This is a genomic window from Burkholderia sp. Se-20373 (assembly GCF_017104705.1).
Classification (GTDB): domain Bacteria; phylum Pseudomonadota; class Gammaproteobacteria; order Burkholderiales; family Burkholderiaceae; genus Burkholderia.
In genome coordinates, this window is record NZ_JAAGPH010000052.1 from 16487 (window position 1) to 39593 (window position 23107).

Annotated in this window: 17 protein-coding genes and 1 pseudogene; 2 read left to right on the plus strand and 16 right to left on the minus strand. The window is 66.2% G+C overall.

Going from position 1 to position 23107, the window contains the following annotated elements; translation table 11 throughout:
* Positions 1–161 precede the first annotated feature (161 nt).
* Positions 162–1424, plus strand: a complete 1263-nt coding sequence (locus G3N96_RS18610; RefSeq protein WP_206138056.1) for a M23 family metallopeptidase — start codon at positions 162–164, stop codon at positions 1422–1424.
* A 160-nt stretch (positions 1425–1584) separates the two neighbouring features.
* Here G3N96_RS18610 and G3N96_RS18615 read toward each other — a convergent pair whose 3' ends face one another.
* From G3N96_RS18615 to G3N96_RS18680, 15 genes and pseudogenes are all read right to left on the minus strand, one after another.
* A complete protein-coding gene (locus G3N96_RS18615) occupies positions 1585–2310 on the minus strand; it encodes an amino acid ABC transporter permease (RefSeq protein WP_206138057.1) in 726 nt (241 codons plus the stop codon).
* Between the two features lie 2 nt (positions 2311–2312).
* Positions 2313–3035: an amino acid ABC transporter permease gene (locus G3N96_RS18620; RefSeq protein WP_206138058.1), complete on the minus strand. Its 723-nt coding sequence runs from the start codon at positions 3033–3035 to the stop codon at positions 2313–2315.
* Positions 3036–3129: 94 nt separating this feature from the next.
* Entirely contained in the window at positions 3130–3945 is an 816-nt protein-coding gene (locus G3N96_RS18625; protein ID WP_085038977.1) for an ABC transporter substrate-binding protein, read from the minus strand.
* A 186-nt stretch (positions 3946–4131) separates the two neighbouring features.
* Positions 4132–5307 carry a fimbrial protein gene (locus G3N96_RS18630; RefSeq protein ID WP_206138059.1) on the minus strand — a complete coding sequence of 392 codons (1176 nt, stop codon included), beginning with the start codon at positions 5305–5307 and terminating at the stop codon, positions 4132–4134.
* A 58-nt stretch (positions 5308–5365) separates the two neighbouring features.
* Positions 5366–8374: a filamentous hemagglutinin N-terminal domain-containing protein gene (locus G3N96_RS18635; RefSeq protein WP_206138060.1), complete on the minus strand. Its 3009-nt coding sequence runs from the start codon at positions 8372–8374 to the stop codon at positions 5366–5368.
* A 79-nt stretch (positions 8375–8453) separates the two neighbouring features.
* Positions 8454–9170 carry a fimbria/pilus periplasmic chaperone gene (locus G3N96_RS18640; RefSeq protein WP_260431404.1) on the minus strand — a complete coding sequence of 239 codons (717 nt, stop codon included), beginning with the start codon at positions 9168–9170 and terminating at the stop codon, positions 8454–8456.
* A gap of 88 nt (positions 9171–9258) precedes the next feature.
* A complete protein-coding gene (locus G3N96_RS18645) occupies positions 9259–11973 on the minus strand; it encodes a fimbria/pilus outer membrane usher protein (RefSeq protein WP_241022707.1) in 2715 nt (904 codons plus the stop codon).
* Between the two features lie 90 nt (positions 11974–12063).
* Entirely contained in the window at positions 12064–12783 is a 720-nt protein-coding gene (locus G3N96_RS18650) for a fimbria/pilus periplasmic chaperone (protein WP_346778900.1), read from the minus strand.
* A gap of 60 nt (positions 12784–12843) precedes the next feature.
* Positions 12844–13422: a fimbrial protein gene (locus G3N96_RS18655; protein WP_124584242.1), complete on the minus strand. Its 579-nt coding sequence runs from the start codon at positions 13420–13422 to the stop codon at positions 12844–12846.
* 671 nt (positions 13423–14093) lie between these two features.
* Positions 14094–14364: pseudogene (locus G3N96_RS39230) on the minus strand (alpha/beta hydrolase); the annotation flags it as partial.
* Between the two features lie 252 nt (positions 14365–14616).
* On the minus strand, positions 14617–16143 hold the full coding sequence (locus tag G3N96_RS18660) for an agmatine deiminase family protein (RefSeq protein WP_206138062.1): 1527 nt from the start codon (positions 16141–16143) through the stop codon (positions 14617–14619).
* Positions 16144–16293: 150 nt separating this feature from the next.
* Positions 16294–17406, minus strand: a complete 1113-nt coding sequence (locus G3N96_RS18665) for an agmatine deiminase family protein (protein ID WP_206138063.1) — start codon at positions 17404–17406, stop codon at positions 16294–16296.
* 76 nt (positions 17407–17482) lie between these two features.
* The gene (locus G3N96_RS18670; protein ID WP_206138064.1) at positions 17483–18595 is read right to left on the minus strand and encodes a polyamine ABC transporter substrate-binding protein; all 1113 of its coding nucleotides are present in this window, start codon (positions 18593–18595) and stop codon (positions 17483–17485) included.
* A gap of 42 nt (positions 18596–18637) precedes the next feature.
* The gene (gene aguB / locus G3N96_RS18675) at positions 18638–19519 is read right to left on the minus strand and encodes an N-carbamoylputrescine amidase (RefSeq protein WP_206138065.1); all 882 of its coding nucleotides are present in this window, start codon (positions 19517–19519) and stop codon (positions 18638–18640) included.
* Positions 19520–19565: 46 nt separating this feature from the next.
* Positions 19566–20603 (minus strand): agmatine deiminase family protein, encoded by a 1038-nt coding sequence (locus tag G3N96_RS18680; RefSeq protein WP_206138066.1) that lies wholly within the window; start codon positions 20601–20603, stop codon positions 19566–19568.
* 101 nt (positions 20604–20704) lie between these two features.
* Between G3N96_RS18680 and G3N96_RS18685 the strand changes: the two genes are divergently transcribed.
* Complete coding sequence (locus G3N96_RS18685; RefSeq protein ID WP_206138067.1) at positions 20705–21634, plus strand: LysR family transcriptional regulator; 930 nt, start codon at positions 20705–20707, stop codon at positions 21632–21634.
* A gap of 86 nt (positions 21635–21720) precedes the next feature.
* On the opposite strand, the gene G3N96_RS18690 is transcribed toward G3N96_RS18685, so the two are convergent.
* Positions 21721–23025, minus strand: a complete 1305-nt coding sequence (locus G3N96_RS18690) for an MFS family transporter (RefSeq protein ID WP_206138068.1) — start codon at positions 23023–23025, stop codon at positions 21721–21723.
* Between the last annotated feature and the right edge of the window lie 82 nt (positions 23026–23107).

A 23107-nucleotide genomic window follows, 5' to 3' on the forward strand; every position in this document is an offset into this window, starting at 1 on the left:
AGCGGGCCTGCCCGCGCGTTGGGTCGAACGGAAACGACACAGGCCCCTGGCGGGGCCTGTTTTGTTGCACGCCCGCCGCCCGCCCCGTCGCTGCCCGACGGTTGTGCCGCCGGTGAACCCTGCCCACACCCCTTTGAACCGCTTTCCTGGATGTGGACACCTTGGTCAAGTCTGCCGCTACCCCTGATGCTTTCGCGCCCGGCCGCGCGCAGCGCATTGCGCGCGCGCTCGTGCCGGCCGCCGTGCTCGGCGCCCTCGCCGCACTCGGCCTCGCCGCGCTGCCGGCCGTGTCGCAACTGCCGGGCGCCGTCGATTCGGGCACGGCCGCGCTGCCGCAGCGCGTGCTGTCCGACACGCCGTTTCCCACCGCGCAGCATTTCGTGACGAGCGAGCTCGCCCGCACGATCGGCGAGCGCAACGATGCCGGCGAACGCAATGACCGCAGCCCGCAACCGGGGCTGTTCGCGCCGCTCAGCGCGCACCGCAACGAGATGCTCGGCTACGCGAACCTGTTCCAGTTCGCCGCCCCTGAAAACCAGCACGGGATGCGCGCGGGCGACATCGAGCTCACGCTGTCCGATACGCTGAACCGTCTCGACGTGCCGCCCGAGGTGCGCATCCAGCTCGGCGATCTCGTCAGCGGCAAGGTCGCGATGCGGGCGAGCGCGCAGCGCGGCGACTACTACCGCGTCGCGTTCGAGTCGAGCGACGGCACGCCGCGCCTCACCGCGCTCGAACTGCGCGTCGCCGGCCGCACGTTCGGCGCGATCTGGTTCCGCGCGCCGGGCGCCGAGCACGGCGCGTACTACGCGCTCGACGGCTCGCCGCTCGAAGCCGCCGCCTTCACGATGCCGGTCAAGTGGACACGCATCAGCTCGTTCTTCGGCGAACGCATTCACCCGCTGTCGCAGGCGATGGCGTTCCACACGGGCGTCGATCTCGCCGCGCCGAGCGGCACGCCCGTCGATGCGGCGGCCGATGGCGTCGTGTCGTTCGTCGGCACCGATCCGGGCGGCTACGGCCGCTACGTGATCGTCGATCATGCCGATGGTTACTCGACCTACTACGCACACCTGTCCGCGTTCGCGCGCGGCCTCAAGACGGGCGAGACCGTGAAGCAGGGCCAGCGCATCGGCTCGGTCGGGATGACCGGCGCCGCGACGGGCCCGCACCTGCACTTCGAGGTGCGCGTCGCCAACAATCCGGTCGATCCGCTCGTCACGCTCGCGAGCGCGCAGACGGCGCTGTCCGACATGCAGCTCACCGCCTTCCGCCAGGAAGCGGCGCAATGGCGCTTCCGTCTCGCGTCGATCCGTACGACGCCGTTCGCGTTCGCGCAGAACGACGGGCCGCTGTGGGGCGATTTCGCGACCGATTCATCGACGCTGCGCGCCGTCTTCAATACGCATTACTCGGCATCGTGATGCACGTGCCGCGCGCCGTTGCTCGACTCGCAGCGGCGCGCAGCAGGCTCACAACCTTCCTTGCCCCTGCGCGCCGGGCCTGACCTGCCTGACGCGCTGTCCGCCGCGCGGATTCAACGACACGCCATCTTCGACCATTCGAAACGGCCGCGGCATGCCGCTACCGCGCGGGTTCCGTATATTCGGCCGCCGCCTGCGCGGCGCGTTCCGCGCGCGGGCGCCGCGACAGCAGCCAGCGTGCCGCGCCGTCGAGCGACGTGCACAGCACCAGATAGATCAGCGCGACGAACAGGAAGATCGGTGCCGGATACACCATCAGCCGGTTGTTCACTTGCGTCGCGACGAACGACAGCTCCGGCACGCCGACGATATACGCGAGCGACGTATCCTTCACGAGCGCGACCCACTGGTTCACGAACGACGGCGTCATGATCCGGATCGCCTGCGGCAGCAGCACGTAGCGCACCGTCTGCCAGCGCGTGAGCCCGAGCGACAGTCCGGCCTGCCATTGCCCGTCGCCGGCCGCGACGATGCCCGCATGCACCGCATGCGCGAGATACGCGCCGCCGATCAGCGCGAGCGCGCACACCACCGTCGCGAGCCCCGGCACGTCCATGTGCAGCAGCATCGGCATCAGGAAGTAGGTCCAGAAAATCAGCATCAGCACGGGGATCGCGCGGAAGAAGCCGATGAACGCGAGCAGCAGCACGCGCACCGGGCCGCGCGCGAGCGCCATCGCTACGCCGAGCGCGATGCCGAGCACGGCCGACGCGACGGCCGATGCGATCGCGAGCAGCAGCGACAGCGCGGCGCCGCCGAGCGGCCCTTCGGGGAACGCACCGACGAGCAGGTACGGCAGATTGGCGAACAGCAGCGAAAGATCCATCGTCAGCGCCCCGCTCCCAGCCGGTCGCGCCATTGCGTGGCCGCATACGCGCCCGCTTCGATCGCGGCCACTGCCGCGACGTACAGCACGGTCGCCACGCCGAAGGCGGCGAACGTCTTGAACGTCTCGGTCTCGACCTGCCGCGATGCATACGACAGCTCGGCCACGCCGATCGCCATCGCGAGCGACGAGTTCTTCACGAGATTCATGTATTGGCCGAACAGCGGCGGCAACGCGATGCGCACCGCCTGCGGCAGCACCACGTAACGCAGCGACTGCATCGGCGTGAGGCCGAGCGCGGCCGCCGCGTCGTGCTGCGCGCGCCGCACGCCGCGCAGGCCGGCTTCGCACTCCTCGGCGACGAACGCGGCCGTATAGGCGCTCAGCCCGACCCAGCCCGCGACGAATTCGAACGACGGCCACGCAAGCGTGAACGGGCCGACGCTCAACGCATGACGCGCGTTCAGCCACGCGATCCATGGTTCGGGCAGCAGCGACGCGACACCGAAATACCAGAACAGCAACTGCACGAGCAGCGGCGTGTTGCGGAACGTGACGACGTACGCGGCCGCCATCGTGCGCGGCGCCGTGCCGCGCGCATGGCGCATGACCGCGAGCAGCAGCCCGCCGGCGGTCGCGACGACGGCCGACGCGGCCGCGAGGCCGAGCGTCAGCAGGAAGCCCTGCCAGAGCCAGGACAGATATTTGGGAGCCAACCCGAGCATGCTGTGTTGCGGGCGCGAAGCGCGCGATCGGAGGAATGCAAAAAGCGCCGCTCGGCCGATGCTTTGGCCAGTCGCGGCGCGCGTGCGACGCGGATCAGGTCTTGTCGCCGATCCGGAAGATGCGCGTGAGCGGCGTCTTCGTCGTCGGCCCGAACCATGCGTCGTAGATCTGCACGGCGCGGCCGTTCGCCTCGAGCCCCTTCAGCGTGTCGTTGACGAAGCCGAGCAGGCGCGTCTCGCCCTTCGGCACGCCGACACCCATGTAGTCGTTCGAGATCGTGAACGCCGGGATCTCGTAGTTCTGCTTGTCAGGCACGTTCGCAAGCAGCCCGATCAGCTTCGGGCCGTCCTGCGTGATCGCCTGCACGTTGCCGGCGCGCAGCGCGGCGAACGCGAACGGCGTGTCGTCGTACGCGACGATCGTCGCCTTCGGGAATTTCTCGCGCAGCGTGATTTCGTTGGTCGTGCCTTTGTCGGCGCCGACGCGCAGCGCGTTCAACTGGTCGGCCGATTTCAGCACGCCCTTCTTCGCGAGAAACTGCTGGCCCGACGAGAAATACGGAATGCTGAAGTCGACCTGCTTCGCGCGCTCGTCGGTGATCGTGAAGTTCGCGAGCACGAGATCGACCTTGCCGGACGTCAGGAACGGAATGCGGTTCGCCGGGTTGGTCGGCTGGAGCTGCAGCTTCACGCCGAGCTTGTCGGCGAGCGCCTTCGCATAATCGACGTCGAGGCCGACGATGTGATTGCTTTTGCCGTCGACATAGCCGAACGGCGGGTTGCTGTCGAACGTTGCGACGCGCAGCACACCGGCCTTCTTGATGTCGTCGAGACGGTCCGCATGCGCGACGGTGCCTGCGGTGATGAGCGCGGCTCCGACGAGCCACGTAGCGAGCGTGTGGAATTTCATGAGCACGACCTGATTTGTTATGAAGGCCGCCGCGGATCGCGCGGCGGCCCGGTTCGAAGAACATCGCGACGGAGTGTGTCGTCGCGAAGCCGCTAACGTATCAGCGCGTGCGGCGAATCCGAACCAACAAATGGTGCTTTGCTCATCGGGTTTCGTGATGAGCCCCGCGCGATGCGGCGCGCGTCGTCACGGGAACGTAAACGAAAATTCCGCGCCGCCGCCCGCATAGCCGGGCTTCAGTTCCGCATCCGTACCGGTGCGAACGTACCAGGCACTCAATGGGATCGAGGCAAGGTCACCCGTGCGCCGCATCGGATAAGTCGTGGCCGTGCCCGGCTCGCCGTACGCAATCCGCTCACCGGTCAACTCGTTTTTCATCGCGATGTTGAACCCCCGTGCAACCGCCTGACCGGCCGGCGCACTCAGCTGCAGCAGCGTCTTGTCCGGGTTCGGCTGCGCGGCCTTGTCTCGGAAACTGATCGACGGCTTGGCCGCGGCCGCGCAATTGCTGAGCGTGATATCGAAATTGACCGGCTTCGACGTGGCATGCATCGCGGGGAAACTGCTGATCGCGAAATTGCCGAGCGTGACGGATTTGACCATGTTCGTCGCCACCTCGCAGCGGTTCGGCACGTGGAGTTCGCACTCGCTGCCGATACACACGTTGCCAACGCCGACAAACGCCTTCATCTGCCGGCACAAGTTCGGGGGTGTCGTCTGCTCCGGCACCGTCACGGTGCCGCCCACCGAGGCGACTCCTTTCGGAAAGTCGACCGCATAAATCGCGACAGTGGGATTGCCCGGCAGGTTCTTGACGATCAGCTTGCCTTGCGGCAATTGCGCAACCGGCCCGGTAAGCACCAGATACTGCCGGAAACGCAAGATTCGAGTTTCGGAACCGACGCCGCCTGAGCCAACGTGCCCGTACTTCGCGGTCACCATCGGCAACGCGCCTTGCGGCAACGTGCGCTCGACGCTGTCGTCGGATACGCCGGCCCATTTCAAGCCGATGCCGTGTACATTCGTCTGCGCGATGCCGTCCGCGACGAAACTGCCCGGCGCCCAATGCGCAGCACTCACCAGTTCGTGCGGCATCAATGCCGTGCTGTACTTGAACGTGACATAGAGCGAAACGGTGCGTTGATACAGGATCGCGTTATCCGGCGTGGTACTCGTCAACGGCGTCTCCATGCGCCAGGCCGTCGCGTCGAGATTGCTGAAATTACAATCCACCGCCATCAAGGCACCCTGTCCTTGCGCGATCGCGTACGTGCCGAATGCAAGCGCCAGATATCCCGCCATCGTCAAGCGACGCATCGCCTGGCCGACTCGCCCAGGCCAGCGCCATTGAATCGTCTTCATGCTGCCTCCCGTTGCATCGGCGGCGGGCGCCGGTCATGCTCACCCGCCGCCTGCTGCATTACTCGATTACACCGAGATTAAGACCGGCAATTTTCTGCAACGCAGCCTCTCCGGACGCGATGCTGTTGCGGAACGTGCCGCGGTTGATGCCGACAAGGCCGCCCAAGGTCTGATACGACGACACGTTGATCCGCCCGCTCGCGGCCGAGCGCTCGACGAATCCCGCGTTCAGGCCGATCAGGCCGCCGAGCGTCGCGTAATAGCCGGCACCGACCGTCCCCGACGCCGATGCATCGACCACCGCGCCGAGGTTTTCGCCGGCAAACCCGCCTACGGTGCTCGACGAGCCACCCGACACATTGCCGGTTGCCCACGCGGTTTCGATCGTGCCGGATGTCGTGTTTGCGCCGGCGAAACCGCCCGCCGACGCGCCGGTACCGGCAGACACGTCGCCACTCGCGTCGTTGTTGGTCAGCTCGGCCGCGTTGCTGCCAACAAAGCCGCCCGTCTTGCTGTAGTTGCCGCCGATCGTCTTGCCGCGTGCGACCGAGTGCGCAATCCGGCCGCCGAGATGACTACCGACGAAGCCACCGTTGGCGCCCTGACCACCCGTGACCGCGCCATGCGCTTCTGCCATGTCGATAAACGCATTCATGCCGAGGTTGATGCCGACGAAACCGCCGGTCGACCCCGTCGATGCGCTCGTCACGGCGCCCAGTGCCTTGCCGCCGGTCACGATGCCTTCGTTCAATCCGACAAAACCGCCAATGGCCTGAGCATATCGGCCATCCACGACGCCGCTCGCGCTCGACCTGACGATCTTGCCGGTATTGCGCCCGACCAAGCCGCCGGCCGTGCCGCTCGAACCGCCAGTCACGCGCCCCAGCGCCGATCCGTCGACGATCTTGCCCAACAGGTTCACGCCCACGAGCCCGCCAACGTTCACGCCAGCGATATTGGCACCCGACGTGGTACCGCGACTCGTCGACCGCAGAATGTCGCCGCCCCGGTTTACGCCGACGAGGCCGCCGATCGATGCCAGGTTCGATGCGCCGCCGGAGACGGTCGCGTCGGACTCGCTGTCGGACACGATGCCGGCAGACAACCAATCCACGTTGTTCTCGCCGACCAGCCCGCCGACGGCATACGACATCCCGTTGCCCGTCACCGATCCGGCATATGAAGATTGGGACAGCTCGCCGCGATTGATGCCGACCAGTCCACCCAGCGCATTGCTGCGGCTGGCACCGGCACTCACCTGCATGCCCGTCGCGGTCACGTTCGTGACCTTGCCGGCGTTTTCGCCCACCAGCCCGCCAATGGCCACCGGACCAACACCGGACGCGGCACTCACGCGTAACGACGCCAGCTTGAGGTTGGCGAGCGTACCGGTGTTGCGGCCGAACAGCCCCGCATACGGATCGCTGCTCGTAATGACGAGGTTGCTGATCGAATTGCCGAGGCCATCGAACACGCCGGAGAACGAAGCACCCGAACCGATGGTCTTGAACGTGGTACAGGCATACCAGGAACAGGAGCCGGAGATCGCGTTGCCGAGTACGTACAGCCCGCCGAGATTCGTATTGACGCCCTGCAACTGCTGCAGATTCTGGATCACGGTATAGCGATAGCCGTTCGACTCGAAGCCGGCGCCCGCCCCTGACAGCGTTACGGCCGCGCCACCCGCGAGCGAATGCGCGACGCCGTAATCGAGCGTCAGCAGCGCGTTCGCGCCGGTCAACGCGATCGGCGCCGCGATCCGCACGTTGCTCTTCGCGTCGATGGCCACCCGCGCGTTCGCCCCCGTCGCGCGCAGCGCACCGTTGACCAACACGTCGCCTTGCCGGCTGGCCAGCGCCAGCCGGTTGCCGCTGGCCCAGGTCACCGGTCCGTCGACCGATATCGCGCCGCGTTCGGCAACCAGTTCGACATCGGTCGTGGCGAGGTTGCGCGACAGCGTGTCGGCCACGATCGTACCCGACTGGTTCGCTCCCGCCTTGACCGACACGTCGGACGATGCGATGCGCCAGGTGCCCCCGCGCCCGTTGGTCGCGCGTGTATCGACCATCGCGCCGAGCGCCACCTTCACGTCGGCGCCACGGGTGTCGACCGTGCCGCCGTTGCCCGGCGTCGTTGCGCTCGCATTCATCACGCCCGCGACGTTGACGGTGCCGGCGTCGTGACCGTCCAGCGAGATCCGGCCCGCGACATTCCTGAGCGTGCGCGCCTCGATGGTGCCCTGGTTGTTGACCACCGTGCGCAACACCGTATCGACGGTCTTCGCGCCCATCAGCACCCGCCCGCCGTCAGCCTTCAGCAACTGCTCGTTGCTGACCAGCGCGTTCATGGTTCCCTTATCGATCTGCACGCTGAGCAGCTTGCTTCCGTCGAAGTTCAACGTGGCGTCGCTGCCCGCGCTCAGCGCGACGGTACCCATCTGCGCTTGAACGATCCCCATGTTGACGACTCTTGCGCCGAGCAGCGCGATCGCGCCACCTTCGCTGGCCGAGAGATTGCCGGCGTTCCGTACTTCGCTCGGAGACTGGCCGGAGAACCGGAAGCGGCCGGCCTCGAAATCGTCGTTCTTGATGTCCAGCGTCGTCGCCACCAGGCCGCCGACATTGATCTGCGCGCTCTTGCCGAACACGATGCCGTTCGGGTTGACGAGGAACACACGACCGTTCGCCTCGATGTTGCCGTGAATGGCGCTGCCATCCTGGCTGATCACCCGGTTCAGCGCGATCGACTTGTCGGATGGCTGGTTGAACGTGATGCGCTGCCCTTTGTCGACGTCGAACGTCTGCCAGTCCGTCACCAGCTTGTCGGTGCGCTGGTTGATCGACATCTGCTGCCCGTTGTCGTAGCGCAGAATGTCGGCCTTCCCGGACACGATGTTCTCGCCCGTCGGCAGCGCATGCACGGACGTCGCCGCGCTCCCCGCAAGCAGTGTCGCCGCCGCGACGACGCGCGCGCGCATCGCCGACTTGCCGTGCCGGCGTACCCGTTCGCCGACTGCCTGCCAAACGCCCTGCCTGGCGTTCCATACCAAAGCGTATGCCTTGTTCATGCTCGTTTTCCTTGTTGTGATTGAAACCCTGTCGATGCCCCCGACAGGACGGGTACTGCAAGCATTGACGGTCCGTCGGTCACGGCGGCGCGAACCGCGCCCGGTATTCGTTCGACGTGCCGCTATCGTCGACGGCGTCGAACACGATCTCGGCGTCCCCTTTCCCGTCGGACTGCGTGCCGGCCGGCATCTCGGCCCGACTGAACGGCGCGACGTCCACCGCGCGGTTCGCCGGCACGACGGATTCGCCGTTCAGCAGCACGCGCGTCAACGTCACGTAGTAAGGCGTGGGATTGGTGGCGACGATCGTGGGAGCAGCCTGCCGGCTCGCGCGTGTCCAGGTCAGCGCATTCGGCGCCCGATCCGGATCGCCGGCCAGGCCGGTCGGTCGATACAGGAGCTTCATGCGCAGCCGGTAAGCGATGCGCAGCGTGTTGTCGTGCGTCGGCGCGGCCGGCGGCACTTCGAGCAGGTTGATCCAGAAACAGGATTCCCGGTCGGTCGGCAAATCGGTGCCGATGGACTGCACGCGAATCGCCAGTGGCCGCGCCGGATCGAGTCGCACGAGCGGCGGCGTCACGACGAACGGCACGCGCAGGCGGTCGGGATCGGCATTCGCGTCGCCCACGTCGAGCCACGCCTGAACCAGGATCGGCTCAGCGCCACCGTTGCGCGCGAGGATGGTCAGCGCACGGGCATCGCCGGGATAGACGAAGCGGGTGCCGACCACGGACAGCGCCGCGTGGCCGGTGACTGCGCCGACGCTCGCCGCGCAAGCCACCACCGCCGTGCGCACGATCCTCGCAGCGCGGGTCGTTGCGAGGGCTCGGCACGACGATCGGATAACCACCGGTGCGGGAAGGAAATCGTGACCGTGCATCGAACTATTGCCCCTCGCCACGGCCTGGAGCGACCGGCGCCGTCACGGGGATCGCACGGCAGACGCGCGTCAGCGTCGTGTAGCCGCGCGCGGTCCGCTCCTGCGGCGACACCGAGTAGTCGATCACGCACTGCTGATCAGCCCGCGTGCCCCATTCGACGCGAATTTGACCGTCATCGTCGGCGCTGCGCGCGAGCAGGCGACTGCCCTGCCCGACCGCGCCCAGCATGGCGCCGGTGCGGGCATCGAGCGCACGCGCCGCGAACGGCAGCGGCCGGCCGTCCTCGGTCTGCGCGTCGATCAGCAGCGCGCGCGCCTTCAGCGTGTCGTACGACAGCATGACGACCGATCCCGAGCGCGGCGCGACGCTGCGCGACGTCGTCTTGAGTTCGACATCGTCCGGAATATCCTTCGGATCGAGGTCGACCTGGTTGAGCTGATACGGTGTGAGGCTCGGCACGATCGCGTAGCCGAACCGGTTGACGCGTGCGTTCGTGTTCGCCACCAGGGCGCCGCGCGCGTGCGGCGCGTGCACGACGCCGATCGTCTCGCTCAGGGTAGGCGCGAGCGTCAGCCCGCCCGGGTGCAGCACCACGGCGCCCGCCGCGTTCGCCGACGCCTGCTGATAGTCGCGCCCGAGGCCGAGGTTCGCCGACACGGACGCCACCGGCAGTTGGTAGCCCACGCCGAAACTGCCCGACGACGCGCGGTTGTTGCCGTCGTAGCTCGACGACAGCGAGTACGATCCGTCGCTGCGCTCGCCGAAACGCCCGGCCAGGCTCGCCGTGGCACTCGTGCCGTTGCTGCTGTCACGCGTCATCAGCGTGCTGAAGATCGGCGCGCGCCGCGAGTCGCGTCCGAGCGGAATCGACACGTTCACGCTGACGAGCGTGCTGCCCGCCCCGTCGCCGGACGACGCGTAACGGGTGGACAGGTTGCGCACGCGCTGCACCGACGCCGTCACGGTCGCATCGCGCCATTGCGTGCTGTAGCCGAGCGTGAAGCTCAGCGATTGCCCGCCTCCCGCCCAGTAGCTGAGCGCCGATCCGTTCGCGTAGACGCTGCCCGATCGCCCGATCTGCTGACTCACGTTGAGATCGACCCGATTGCGCAGCCGCGCGAATGCGTCGGCGCCCACGCGCTGATCGCTCCGGCCGTTCAGGATCAACGCATCGCGCAGGCCGAGATAGCCTTTGGTCGAGTAGCGATACGCGAGCAGTGAAAAGTTCGTGCCGCTGTTCGGCAGGTTCTTGCTGTAAGACACGCGAATACTCGAGCCGCTCAGGCGCTCGCTGCCTGGCGGCTGGGTTCGCGCGATCGTGACGTCCGCGGCGAAGCCGCCGATCGGCGTATTGAGCCCGACGCCCACCAGTACCGACTGGTAGCGGTTCGCAAACGCGGCGCCGCCATAGGCCGTCAGTGCATTGTTGACGCCGCGTTGCACCGTGAACTGGCCGACGTACTGCGTGCCGATGTCGCCGCCGAGCTCGATCGCCCGGCCCGCCATCGCGCTGAACCGTGTGCGGCCGGGACGCAGCAGCTGGACTGTCGTCGCGAACGGCACCACGAAGCTGCGTGTCTCGCCGTTGGCCTCGGTCACTGTCACGTTCAGATCGCCGCCGTAGCTCATCGCCTGCAGGTTGTCGATCGCGAACGGCCCCGGCGCGACGGTCGTCTCGTGAACGAGATAGCCGCGTTGATGGATCGTCACCTTGGCATTCGACTGTGCGACGCCACGCACGACCGGCGCGTAGTAGCGCTGCTCGTCGGGAAGCATCCGGTCGTCACTGTCGATCTGTACACCGCGGAACGATACGGCGTCGAACAGCGCGCCGCTGGTCGAACTCTCACCGGCCAGCAGTTGCGCGTGCCAGTCGGGCAAATCGGTTTGCGCGTAGATGTAGCCGCGCTGATAACGGGCGCCGCCGCGCTGCGACCACGTGAGGTTGCCGTTGTGGCGAATCCGGAATCGCCCGGCGCTGGCCGCCATCGAGAGCCCCGTGTAGAGCTGCGACGATTCGTAGCCGCCCGAACGCGTCGAGAACACACTGGCGTTGTAGCTCAGCAGTGCGGCCGGCACACCGTTCGTCCAGTTCGCCGGATCGACGTAGCTACTTTGACTGGCGACGCGCATGTAGAACTGCGGCACCGTCAGATACAGCTTCTGCTCCGCCGCGTCGAACGACAAGGCGGCCCCCGGTACGTAGCGGGCAGGTGTATCGCAGATCAACCCGTCGGGCAACGGATTCGGCGGCTGGCTGCCGTCCTGGCCCCGCGCGCTCCGCTCGAGGTCGACACCGGCGCGCTGCAGCAACAGCCGGTCGTAGCAGGGCCGCACGTCATCGTGCGCATCGTGGCGGAACGTGATCTCTTCCACGCCGCGCCACTGACCATTGACGATCAGGTCTGCACGATGCTGCCCCGGCACGACGGCGTTCGGACGTTCGAACGGCGTCGTATCGACCGGCCCGCTGTCGGGGCCGTGCATCAGCATCGAATCGTCGAAATGCGTCTTGCCCGCAGCCGGCGAGGCGCCTGCGGTCGCGCGATGCGCGTCGTCCCGCACCGCCGTGTCGACCGTATCCGCGACGGCATTCGCCCCCGACGTCATCGCGACGGACGCAAATACCGAAGCGACTGCCAGCAGGCACGGCCGCTTCGGCAGCCGCGGGGCGAGGTTCGGCGCGCATGAATAATGAAAACCTGCTGAACTGCGCATGTGGATACATTAATTTCGCATACCGAATCGAAATTTCGGGTTCGGCATGCGCGGGGTCGTGCCTGCTGGATACGTTGCGTGTAAAACTGCTCAGTCGGTCAGTTTCTTTGTTATCGTGCTGCGCCCGCCGTAGTCGTCGATGGTCATGTAACGCACGGACGTCGGGCGATGCGACGGCGCGACACCCGGCAACGGAAAACGCTGGGCACCGAACGGCTCTACCATCCCGCCGCCGGCCTCGACGAAGGTACCGCCAACCTCGCCTTCGACCCTGCCGAACGACACGTAATACGGCGTCGGATTGGACACCTCGAGCGCGACCGGGTGCCTGCCCGCGTGCGCCGTACCGTCAGTCACCTTCCAGACCAGCTTGTTCTCTGCCATCTCGACGTCGTTCGCCAACGCCGAAGGCCGGTAGAACAGCTTGATACGGGTTCGGAAGGCAAAGCGCAGCTGGTTGTCCGCGTCCTGCTGCACCGTCGGCACCTCGAGCACATTCAGCCAGAACACCGATTCGCGATCGGTGGGCAACGACGCCTGCATGTTCGTGATGCGCAATACCGCGCCCCGCCCGGCTTCGACGCGCACCAGTGTCGGCGCAACGACGAACGGCGTGCGCATCTTCTCGGGCGGAACGTCGACGCGACCATCGTCGATCCAGCTCTGCGCGAGCACCGGTTCCGTACCGGAATTTTCCATCCGGACCGTCACGTCGCGAGCCCGCTCGGGAAAGATCACGCGGGTACCGTTCAGCAGTAGGGCTGCCTGCGCCAGCGTGGCACAGGCAGCCCACGCCACGACACCGGCCACGACTCTTGGATAAGGAATCCGAATTGACAATGTCATGACGTGTAACGGGAATGGGACCGATCAGTGGTAAGCGAGCACGTACCGGATGAACGAGTTGCCGGAACCGGCCTTGATGCCAGCCGGCAAGGCCGTCGACACGTATGCCGCCTTGTAGGTCAGGGTCGCGGTGTTGTTCGCGACGGTCGCGATCTGCGGGTCGGTCTGCGGCGTGCCGAGCATGATCTTGCCGTTCTTGGTGTTACCCGCGTCCTTGATCTGGATTTCGATGCCCTCCGCCGGTTTGGTACCGATGAGCTTCAGGTTGCCGGTCGACGGGTTGATGTTGACCGACACCGGATCGAATTCCATCACGACCTTCGTGCCGTTGGTACAGCCCGTATTGCCGCCAATCTTTACACTGAACTCGACGTCATTCGACGTCTTGCCGATCGCGTCGAACATGGCCGGGTCGACGCGATCGCCAAGTTGCACCTCTTGCCGATTGCTGGAGCCGGGTGCCTGGCCGTTGACGTTGCAGGTGACGTCGGAGATGCTGCCGTAGAAGGCCAGTTCACCGTCGAACGCGTGGGCAAGCGACGGTACCAGCGCGGCGCTGGCGATGCCTGCGGCAACGCAACCCCGAAGCAAGTTCATTTTCATCTTTGGAATTCCTCTCAAATGGATGATTTTTCTCGAAACAGTCCGACCGGCTCAGGAGTTTCCATGGGACGTGAAATCCCGAAATACAGATCGCATCGCGCCATCTCGAATAAATGAATTTTTATCCTCGAAAAACGACGACATCGCAATTCTATTTGCCTGGAAATTTTCCTCAAATAGTACGAGTAAGAAATATGAATTCCATTTAGCCATTCGACCGCCTTGTCTCGCGGCGATGATTGCGGCAGGCAACTCACTGCGGCGCTTGCATCGCTGACGATACGATATCGCAACATCGATATATAAAATGAACAATCAATTTGATTGAATAAATAATTAAAACGATGTGACTTGAACGGGAAAATCTTGAGAATTTTCCATTTCTCAAAATTTCAAAATAAGAAAAGTCAGATACCCACTCTCCAACATGGGTGATTCGCGCAAGATCGGGAATCGACGTGTCGATCGGGTTTTCGAAATCGAAATCCCGTCGCGGCGTCGCATTTCACCGAGGACGCATGCAGTCAAATCGCACACGAACCGGCCGCATGCGGCGCCGCTGGCGGGCAGGAACCTGTTGGCGTATGGAAGGAGTGGGACCCGTCGCTTCGCGACGAGATGCGCGTTGCCGCATCGGCCCGGAGCGCGGCAACGCGCCGTGCCCTGCTACATCACCCGGCGAGCGCGGTCGCCGCCTCGTCGATCAACATGGCGACCGCTACCGGTTTCGACGCAAGCGACACATGGCTTGCATCGAGCGTGATGACACTTGCGCGCGTCCATCCGCGCCGGCATCCGCTGCTGGTTTTCCGGCGCGATTATCCGATCCGAGTTCGAGATCGGGTACCACGACGGTTTCGCGCGCCAGGCCGGCACATGAATGGTGTCCGCGAACGTGCTCGCCACCGGCGCTTTCCGCGTGACGGCCATCACGAGCGCTTCTATCCTTGATGTGGCATGTCATCGAACCGTCACCGGCCCGGCCGATCCGGGCCATCGCGCGGACGTGCAGCTACCAGCATAGGCGAGCCGCCGTGCGCGGCGTGAGACGCAGCGCACCAAAAAAGACGCCCGCTGCAAGCAGCGGGCGCGAATCCCAGTCAAGGAGGTGTCACACGAACTACAGGCCCAGATTAAGGAATTCGACCGTCCTGGACAACGAATCGATTTCAATATCGATATGACGGGACACGCTCACGCCGGCACTTCGCGGGTCGAGCAATGGATGCCGCCGCCGCCCGACGCGATGCCGAGGATGTCGACCTGCACGATCGCCCGGTTCCCCGCATACGGCCGGATCGCGGCGACCGCGGCCGCATCTGCCGCCGCGTCGTTGAACTTCGGCATGACGATCGCACCGTTGCAGGCGTAGAAATTGATGTAGCCGGCCGCGAAATTCGTCATTTGCCGGTCGTTCAGGGTCGTGCCGGCCGACATGCCGAAATTGACCGGCGGCACCAGCTCGACGATCTGCAGCGGCTGGCCATTCGCATCGGTCTGGCCGGCGAGCCGGTGCCGGTTCGCGTCCGTCAACGCGCGCTCGCCGGTCGAATTCGACGCGTCGTGACAGCACGCGACCACCCCGGGCGCGAGAAAGCGCGCGTAGAAATCGACGTGCCCGTTGGTGATGTCGGTCTCGCCGGCCGGTGTCGCCGCGCCGCCGGCACCCCCCGCGCCGCTGCCGGGCGGATAGGTCGCCGTGCCCGGCAGCCAGATGATCTTCCGTACGCCGAGCGTGCGCTGCAGTTCGGCGAGCACGGTATCTTTCGCCGTCGGCAGCAGCGTCGCATTCGCGATCACGCCGTTCGGGATGTCGAACAGTTGTGGATTCCGGTTCACGTGCAGCACGGACGACTCGGTGAGGATCGCCGTCGCGTCGCCGTCGAATTCGATCGCACCGCCTTCGAGCGTCAGCGTGCTGAGGATCAGGCTCGCGCCTTTCCGCTGCGCCATCCAGCCCGCCACCGCGTTGTCGCGACTGAACGGCTGGAAGAACTTGCCCGCCTTCGACCGGTTGCTCGCGCCCGCGATGTCCGGCGGGACCGTCGCGCCCGGGCTCATGCCGGCACCGTCGGTGTTCGCGTTGCCCCAGCCGTTGAAATTGAAGCCGACCGCATTCAGCGCGTTGCCGTTCGTCGTATCCCTGACGAACAGGCACCCCGTGTCGCGCACCCAGAAGTCGTTGAAGCCGTCGGCGAGCGGCACGAGGTTGATCCCGCCCGCGCCCGCGGCGCGGGCCGCGTAGCGCGCATGCAGGTCGGGGTTCGCGACGCTCGCGGTCGCGAGCAGCGCGCGGGCCGTGTCGAGATCGGCCGGCAGCACCAGCATGTCGACCGGTTCGGTTGCGCCGATCGCCTTCGCGACGTCCATCAGGTCGGCCCGCACGCGGTCGATGCCCGCATCCGTGCTTTGCGGCGTGACGGGCATCCAGATGCCATCCGCGCCGGACGCGAAAGCCATGTAGGTCGACGCGTGCGGCGCATCTTCGGCCGGCAGCCGGTACTTGACCTGCCGCGTCGACGGCGTCGTGCCAGATGTCGCGCCTGACGACGTGGAAGGCGGGCCGGATGCACCATCGCCGCCGCCACCGCAAGCGGTCAGGCTGCCCAGCAGCGGCACGCCGAGAAAGGCGGCCGAATACCGGATGAAGCCGCGCCGGCCGGTATCCGGCGAGTGCTGCGTACGCTTGCCTGCGCCCGCGTGGGTACGTCGTTTCGTCATGTTTCAACTCCATTGCGCGGTCGGCGCACACGCGTGCGCGCCGGCTTCCGTCCCACAAGACGGATTCCGCATTGTTTTCAGTAGTCCGGAACGAAATGCTGCCTGCTACGGGCGCGCGGGCCGGTCACGCATGCCGGCCCGCGGCCGCGTTCAGGCCGGCTGCTGCTGCGTGGTGCAGTGGATACCGCCGCCGCCCGCGGCGATGCCGTCGATGTTCAGCTGGATGACCTCGCGCCCCGGAAACAGGTCGACGAGCGTGTCGCGCGTATTGCGGTCGGCGCGGCTGTCGCCGAACGCCGGCGCGATCACCGCACGATTGCATACGTAGAAGTTGATGTAGCCGGCCGCGAACGCCTCGTTCTCGTATTGATGCCGGACGGACTTCGGCCCCGGCAGCACGACGACTTTCAACGGGCGGCCCTTTGCATCAGTGGCTTTCCGCAGGATCTCCAGATGCTGCCGCGTCACCGCGTGGTCGTATGAAGACGGATCGGTATCGAGCCCGGCCACCACCACACCCGGGCTCGTGAAGCGCGCGTAGAAGTCGGTATGCCCGTCGGTGATGTCCTTGCCCGCGATGCCCGGCAACCAGATGATCTTCCTCAGCCCGAGCAGCCGGCTCAGCTCCGCCTCGCACTGTGCCTGGCTGACGCCCGGATTGCGGTTCCGGTTGAGCACGCAGCTGCGCGTGATGATCGCCGTGCCCTCGCCGTCCACCTCGATGCCGCCGCCTTCGAGCACCAGCCGCGTGTCGAGCAGCCGCGCCCCGGCGCGCTCCGCCACGAACGGCGCGACTTCCGCGTCCTGGTCGTGCTCCTGCTTGTTGCCCCAGCCGTTGAAATTGAAGCTCACGCCGCCGAGCTGGCCCGACGCGTTCTTCACGAACACGGGCCCCGTGTCGCGCATCCACAGATCGTCGACCGGGTGCTGGACGAGCTCGACCGATGATCCGCACAGCCGCGACGCGATCGCATAGTCCTGCTCGCGCACCAGCATCTTGAGCGGCTCGTGCGCCGCGATCGCCTTCGCGATCGCGGCCAGGTTCGCGCGCGCAACGGGCAACAGCCGCGTGCCCCAGATATCCTCGCTCGGGCCGAACGCCATCCAGGTCGCCGTATGCGGCGCGCCCTCGTCCGGCATGTGCCAGGTTGCGCCCTGCTGCGCGTGCGCGGCGCGGCCGAGCAACCCGCCCAGCGCACTGGCGGCCAGCGCCGCTCCCGATACGGACAGGCCGCGTTGCAACAGTTGACGTCTCGTTGTCATGGCATTCCTCTTTCGCTTGCCGATTGCTTCGTTTGCTTCGGTGGTTTCAATCGTTCGGCGACTTCACGATGCGCGGTCACGGCCGCGCCGTCTTGAAGCCGAGCCAGGTCCGGCCCTCCAGGCGCATCGCGGCCGGCGATTCGGCGATCGGCGTGAACAGCGTACGCCGCGTCGCCTCGTCCGGATAAATGCCGGGATCGCGTACCAGCGCCGGATCCATCAGCTTCAGCGCGCCCTGGTTCGCATTCGCGTAGCGCGTCGAATTCGAGATCCTCGCGATCACGTCCGGACGCAGGATGTAGTTGATGAACGCATGCGCGTTGTCCGGATGCTTCGCGGAGGCCGGAATGACCATCGCATCGAACCACATCAGGGTGCCGATCCGCGGAATGTCGTACACGACGTCGCGTTTCGGATCGCGCGCCTTCGCCTTCTGCGCGGCCAGGTTGATCGCGCCGGAGAAGCCGACCGTCACGCACAGCTCGCCGTCGATCAGCTCGTTGGCATCGGACGAATTGACGAACTCGCGGATGAACGGCCGGATCTTCATCAGCATCGCCTGCGCGGCCGCATAGTCCTGTGCGGACGGATGCATCGGATCGCGGCCGATATAGCGTAGCGCCAGCGGCAGCACGGTGCTCGCGGAATCCTGCAGGCCCAGCCCGCACCTCGCGGCGACGCGCGCCGCGATCTCCGGCCTGAACAGCAGGTCGAGGCTGTCGGCCGGCATGTCCTTGCCGAGGATCGCGCGCACCCTGGCGCGGTCGTAGCCGACGCCCACGGTGCCCCACATGTACGGCACGCCATACTGGTTGCCCGGATCGGATTGCGCCATCTGCTTCAGCAGCGACGGATCGAGATACTTCAGGTTCGGCAGCCGGTGCTTGTCGAGCTTGCGAAACACGCCGGCCTGGATCTGCTTGGCCATGAAATCGTTGGTCGGCCACACGACGTCGTAGCCGCTGTTGCCGGTCAGCAGCTTCGACTGCAGCGTCTCGTCGCTGTCGTACGCGTCGTAGCGCACCTTGATGCCGGTTTCCTTCTCGAAACCGGCCAGCGTATCCGGCGCGAAGTAATGGCTCCAGTTGTACAGGTTCAGCACCTTCTCTTCGTCGGCGCGAGCCGTGCCCGCCAGCACGCACAGCGCGAGGCCCGGCACCGCGAAGCGCAACCCTCCTTTCCGTCTCATCGGGCCTCCTTCAGCGATAACACGACGACACGCCGTCGCTGGTCAGAACGTGCGGTACATCTCCGGGCGGCGATCGCGGAAAAAGCCCCACGATTGCCGGTCGGCGCGGATCGCGTCGAGATCGAACGTGTGCACGAGCACGGCTTCATCGGTGCGGTTCGCCTCGGCCCGCTTCTCGCCGGTGTGATCCGCGATGAAGCTCGACCCGTAGAACACGCCCGCGAGCCCCTGCTGCGCCGGATTGCCGTTGCCGAAGCCGACTTCGCGGCCGATCCGGTTCGCGGCCACGACCGGCACCATGTTGGCGGCCGCGTGGCCCTGCATCGCGCGCTGCCAGTGGCCGGACGAATCGAACGTGCTGCTGAACGGCTCCGAGCCGATGATGGTCGGAAAGCACAGGATCTCCGCGCCCATCAGCGCGAGGCTGCGCGCGGTCTCCGGGTACCACTGGTCCCAGCAGATGCCGATGCCGATCCGGCCGAAGCGCGTGTCCCACACCTTGAAGCCGGTGTCGCCCGGTGTGAAATAGAACTTCTCCGTATAGCCCGGCCCGTCCGGGATATGCGTCTTGCGATAGACGCCGAGCACGCGACCATCCGCGTCCGCGACGGCGATCGAGTTGTACGCGGCATTGCCCGCGCGCTCGAAGAAGCCGATCGGCAGCACGATGCCGAGTTCGCCGGCCAGCGCCGCGAAACGGGCGATCTGCGCGTTGCCTTCGAACGGCTGCGCGAGTTCGAGATGGCGCACGTTCTGGTCGAGGCAGAAATACGGCATCGCGAACAGCTCCGGGCACAGTACGAGATTCGCGCCCTGTGCGGCGGCCGCGCGGATCAGGCGCTCCGCGGTGGCCAGGTTGTCTTCGAGATTCCAGCTGCCCGACGCCATCTGGACGGCGGCGACGGTGATGTGTTTGGACGGCATTGCGATTGCTCCTCGGTCGTAGCCGAAACCGCTGACGAAACGTCGCTCAGTTCGCGACGGACGGCTGCTGCTGCGTCGAGCAGTGGATGCTGCCCCCGCCGATCGACAAGGTCGGGATCGGCAGCATCTCCACGCTACGCCCGGGAAACGCGCGGCTGAATACCTCGCGCGCCGCCTGATCCTGCTCGACGCCGAACGCGGACACGATCACCGCGCCGTTCACCAGAATGTAGTTCGCGTAGCAATCGCAGTAACGCTCGGAGCCGAAGCGTTCGGTGACGATCGGCGACGGCAGGTCGAGCAGTTCGAAGCGACGCCCCGCCGCATCGGTCTCAAGCTCCAGCGCGCGACGGTTTTCCCGCATCACGTGAAAATAGTCGCCTTGCTCAGGCAGCGCGGTCTGGCACAGCATCCGGCCGGGTGCGATGAACGACGCGATACCGTCCACGTGCCCGTTCGTCTCCACTTCGTCGGGATTGCCCGGCAGCCAGATGATCTTCTCGACGCCCAGCATGCGGCGCAGCTCCGCTTCGATCTCCGCGCGGCTCAGGTGCGGATTGCGATTCGGATGCAGCAGGCAGCTCTCGGTGGTGACCAGCGTGCCCTGCCCGTCGACGTAGAACGCGCCGCCCTCCAGCACCAGGTGCGAATTGAAGATCTCCGCGCCGGCCGCGCGGGCGATGTCCTGCCCGGCCTGCTGGCAGCCGTCGTATGGCTGGTACTTCTCGCCCCAGCAGTTGAAGCGGAACACGGCCGCGCCCAGCCCGCGCCGTTCGCTCACGAGGAAGATCGGCCCGCAGTCGCGCAGCCAGTTGTCCTCGGCCGCGACCGGCAGCACGTCGACGCTCGCGCCGACCATCTCGCGCGCGGCATCGGCCTGGCTGTGGTGCGCGGCCACCACGCAGCGCTGGTAGCGGGCGATCGTCCGCGCGACCCGCGCGAATTCGCGGCACACCTGCGCGTAATGGCTCCCCCACAGATCCTCGCGATCGTGGAGAACCGGCCATCCGAGCCACGTGGCATCCATGGATTCCCATTCCGCGGGCATCCGGTAACCGCGCTGGCGAGCATCAAAGCGACCCATCGTTCAGCCTCCGTTGTGATTGATGGCCGATTGTGCGTCAGGTTAAACTTGATGAATATTGATATTTATTGACCGAATCAATCAATTCACCTCATACCTAGATGCAACGCGTTCCGTCCCTGAAACTGCTGACCGGCTTCGAAGCCGCGGCCCGATTGGGTAATTTCTCGCGCGCGGCCGACGAGCTGCACCTGTCGCAATCGGCGATCAGCCATCAGATCCAGCAGCTCGAAGCGCAACTCGGGCAGCCGCTGTTCCGCCGGCGCGGCCGCGGCGTCGAACTGACCATCGCCGGCGAGGTCCTGCAGCGCAGCGTGCAGCGCGCGATGGACACGTTGCGCGGCGGCCTCGACCGCATCGCAACCTACCTGAACCCGGGGCTGGTCGTGCTGGTGTGTCCCGCGCCGTTGCTGCACGGCTGGCTGCAGCCGCGCCTCGAGCAGTTGCAGCAGGCGCTGCCCGACCTGTGCCCGCTGCTGTCGACCGACGAAACCGCGCGCTACGTCGACGAGATCGACGTCGACATGACGATCGGCACGCGCCCGATGCTGCAGCCCGGCCTGCTGGATATCCCGTTCATGCGCGACGAATGGGTGACGGTGTGCGCGACGCCGCTGGCGGAACAACTCGAACGCGTGCCGCGCGACGCGCACCCGCTGCACGCGGGCGTCATCTGTCTCGAAGCCAGCCTGACCGACGAGCGCCTGGCGACCGTGTTTCGCGAACGGCTGTCGGCATTCCGGATGCATGCGATCTACGACGACCAGCGGCTCGTGCTGGACGCCGTGCTGCGCGGCCGCGGCATCGCGTGCCTGCCGCGTCTCGTCGCGCAGGCGGGTATCGACCAGCGCACGCTGACCGTGCTCGCCGATTACCCGCGCCTGCCCGGCACCACGTGGTGGCTGTCGCGCATGGAAGGCCCGTCGCGTTCGCCGATCGTCGAGCGGATGTTCGAATGGCTGGTCGAGCAAGGCAGCCTGTCGAGCGCATCCGCTCCGGCGCCCGACCAGGCGCCGCCTCCACCCGCGTAATCGCAAGCCGCAAAAAAAACGTCCCGCCGGGTGGCGGGACGTTCGTCATGATGCGAATGCGCTCGATGCGCACACTGCGCGGCCGATCACGGCTCGTGACGCAGATACCCTTCCTTGCTCGGATCGCGCATCCGCCACGACACGATCAGCGAGATCGCGCACAGCACGGTCACGTACCAGTAGAAGGTTTCCTCGCTGCCGATCGACTTGAACCACAGCGCGACGTACTCGGCGGAACCGCCGAAGATCGCGTTCGCGACCGCGTACGACAGGCCGACGCCCATCGCGCGCACTTCGGGCGGGAACATCTCGGCCTTGATCAGGCCGCTGATCGACGTGTAGAAGCTGACGATCGCGAGCGCGACGGTGATCAGCACGAATGCGGCCACCGGGCTCGTCACGTCCTTCAGCGCATGCATCAACGGCACCGTGCCGATCACCGCGAACGAACCGAACAGGATCATCGACGTGCGGCGGCCGATCTTGTCGGACAGCGCGCCGAACACCGGCTGCATCAGCATGTAGACGAGCAGCGCGACGGTCATCACGTTGCTGGCCGTCTTCGCATGCATGCCGGCCGTGTTCACGAGGTACTTCTGCATGTACGTCGTGAACGTGTAGAAGATCAGCGAGCCGCCGGCCGTGAAGCCGACCACCGTGAAGAACGCGCCCTTGTGCTGCCACACGCCGCGAATCGTGCCCGCGTTTTTCTTATCGCGCGATGCGGTCGTCGACGTCTCGTCGAGCGACTTGCGCAGGTACAGCGAGATCAGCGCGGCCGCCGCGCCGACCACGAACGGAATGCGCCAGCCCCACGCCTTCAGTTCGTCGGCCGACAGCGTCTGCTGCAGGATCACGAGCACGAGCAGCGCGCACAGCTGGCCGCCAATCAGCGTCACGTACTGGAACGACGCGAAGAAGCCGCGGCGGCCCTTCAGCGCCACCTCGCTCATGTAGGTCGCGCTCGTGCCGTATTCGCCGCCCACCGACAGCCCCTGGAACAGCCGCGCGATCAGCAGCAGCGCCGGCGCGAGCGCGCCGATCTGCGCATAGGTCGGCAGCACCGCGATCACGAGCGAGCCGCCGCACATCATCAGCACCGAGATCATCATCGCGTTGCGGCGGCCGTGGCGGTCGGCGATGCGGCCGAACAGCCAGCCGCCGATCGGACGCATCAGGAACCCGGCCGCGAACACACCGGCCGTGTTCAGCAGCTGCGTCGTCGTGTTGCCGCTCGGGAAGAACGCCGGCGCGAAGTACAGCGCGCAGAACGAGTAGATGTAGAAGTCGAACCACTCGACGAGGTTGCCCGACGAGGCGCCGACGATGGCGAACACGCGCCGCCGGGTGTCGTGCGCGGACAGCGCAGCTTGGTCGGTCTGGACGTCCATGGATGGGTCAGTTCCTTATAGTGCTTTCTGGGCGAGACGGCTGGGGCCGCCGCGTGCGGTTGCACGTGGCACCGGTTCCGGC

Excerpts from the sequence above, each read along its gene's own strand:
- G3N96_RS18615 (WP_206138057.1), bottom strand. The coding sequence starts at position 2,310 with ATGGATCTTTCGCTGCTGTTCGCCAATCTGCCGTACCTGCTCGTCGGT.
- G3N96_RS18620 (WP_206138058.1), bottom strand. The coding sequence starts at position 3,035 with ATGCTCGGGTTGGCTCCCAAATATCTGTCCTGGCTCTGGCAGGGCTTC.
- G3N96_RS18625 (WP_085038977.1), bottom strand. The coding sequence starts at position 3,945 with ATGAAATTCCACACGCTCGCTACGTGGCTCGTCGGAGCCGCGCTCATC.
- G3N96_RS18630 (WP_206138059.1), bottom strand. The coding sequence starts at position 5,307 with ATGAAGACGATTCAATGGCGCTGGCCTGGGCGAGTCGGCCAGGCGATG.
- G3N96_RS18635 (WP_206138060.1), bottom strand. The coding sequence starts at position 8,374 with ATGAACAAGGCATACGCTTTGGTATGGAACGCCAGGCAGGGCGTTTGG.
- G3N96_RS18645 (WP_241022707.1), bottom strand. The coding sequence starts at position 11,973 with ATGCGCAGTTCAGCAGGTTTTCATTATTCATGCGCGCCGAACCTCGCC.
- G3N96_RS18655 (WP_124584242.1), bottom strand. The coding sequence starts at position 13,422 with ATGAAAATGAACTTGCTTCGGGGTTGCGTTGCCGCAGGCATCGCCAGC.
- G3N96_RS18660 (WP_206138062.1), bottom strand. The coding sequence starts at position 16,143 with ATGACGAAACGACGTACCCACGCGGGCGCAGGCAAGCGTACGCAGCAC.
- G3N96_RS18665 (WP_206138063.1), bottom strand. The coding sequence starts at position 17,406 with ATGACAACGAGACGTCAACTGTTGCAACGCGGCCTGTCCGTATCGGGA.
- G3N96_RS18670 (WP_206138064.1), bottom strand. The coding sequence starts at position 18,595 with ATGAGACGGAAAGGAGGGTTGCGCTTCGCGGTGCCGGGCCTCGCGCTG.
- aguB (WP_206138065.1), bottom strand. The coding sequence starts at position 19,519 with ATGCCGTCCAAACACATCACCGTCGCCGCCGTCCAGATGGCGTCGGGC.
- G3N96_RS18680 (WP_206138066.1), bottom strand. The coding sequence starts at position 20,603 with ATGGGTCGCTTTGATGCTCGCCAGCGCGGTTACCGGATGCCCGCGGAA.
- G3N96_RS18685 (WP_206138067.1), top strand. The coding sequence starts at position 20,705 with ATGCAACGCGTTCCGTCCCTGAAACTGCTGACCGGCTTCGAAGCCGCG.
- G3N96_RS18690 (WP_206138068.1), bottom strand. The coding sequence starts at position 23,025 with ATGGACGTCCAGACCGACCAAGCTGCGCTGTCCGCGCACGACACCCGG.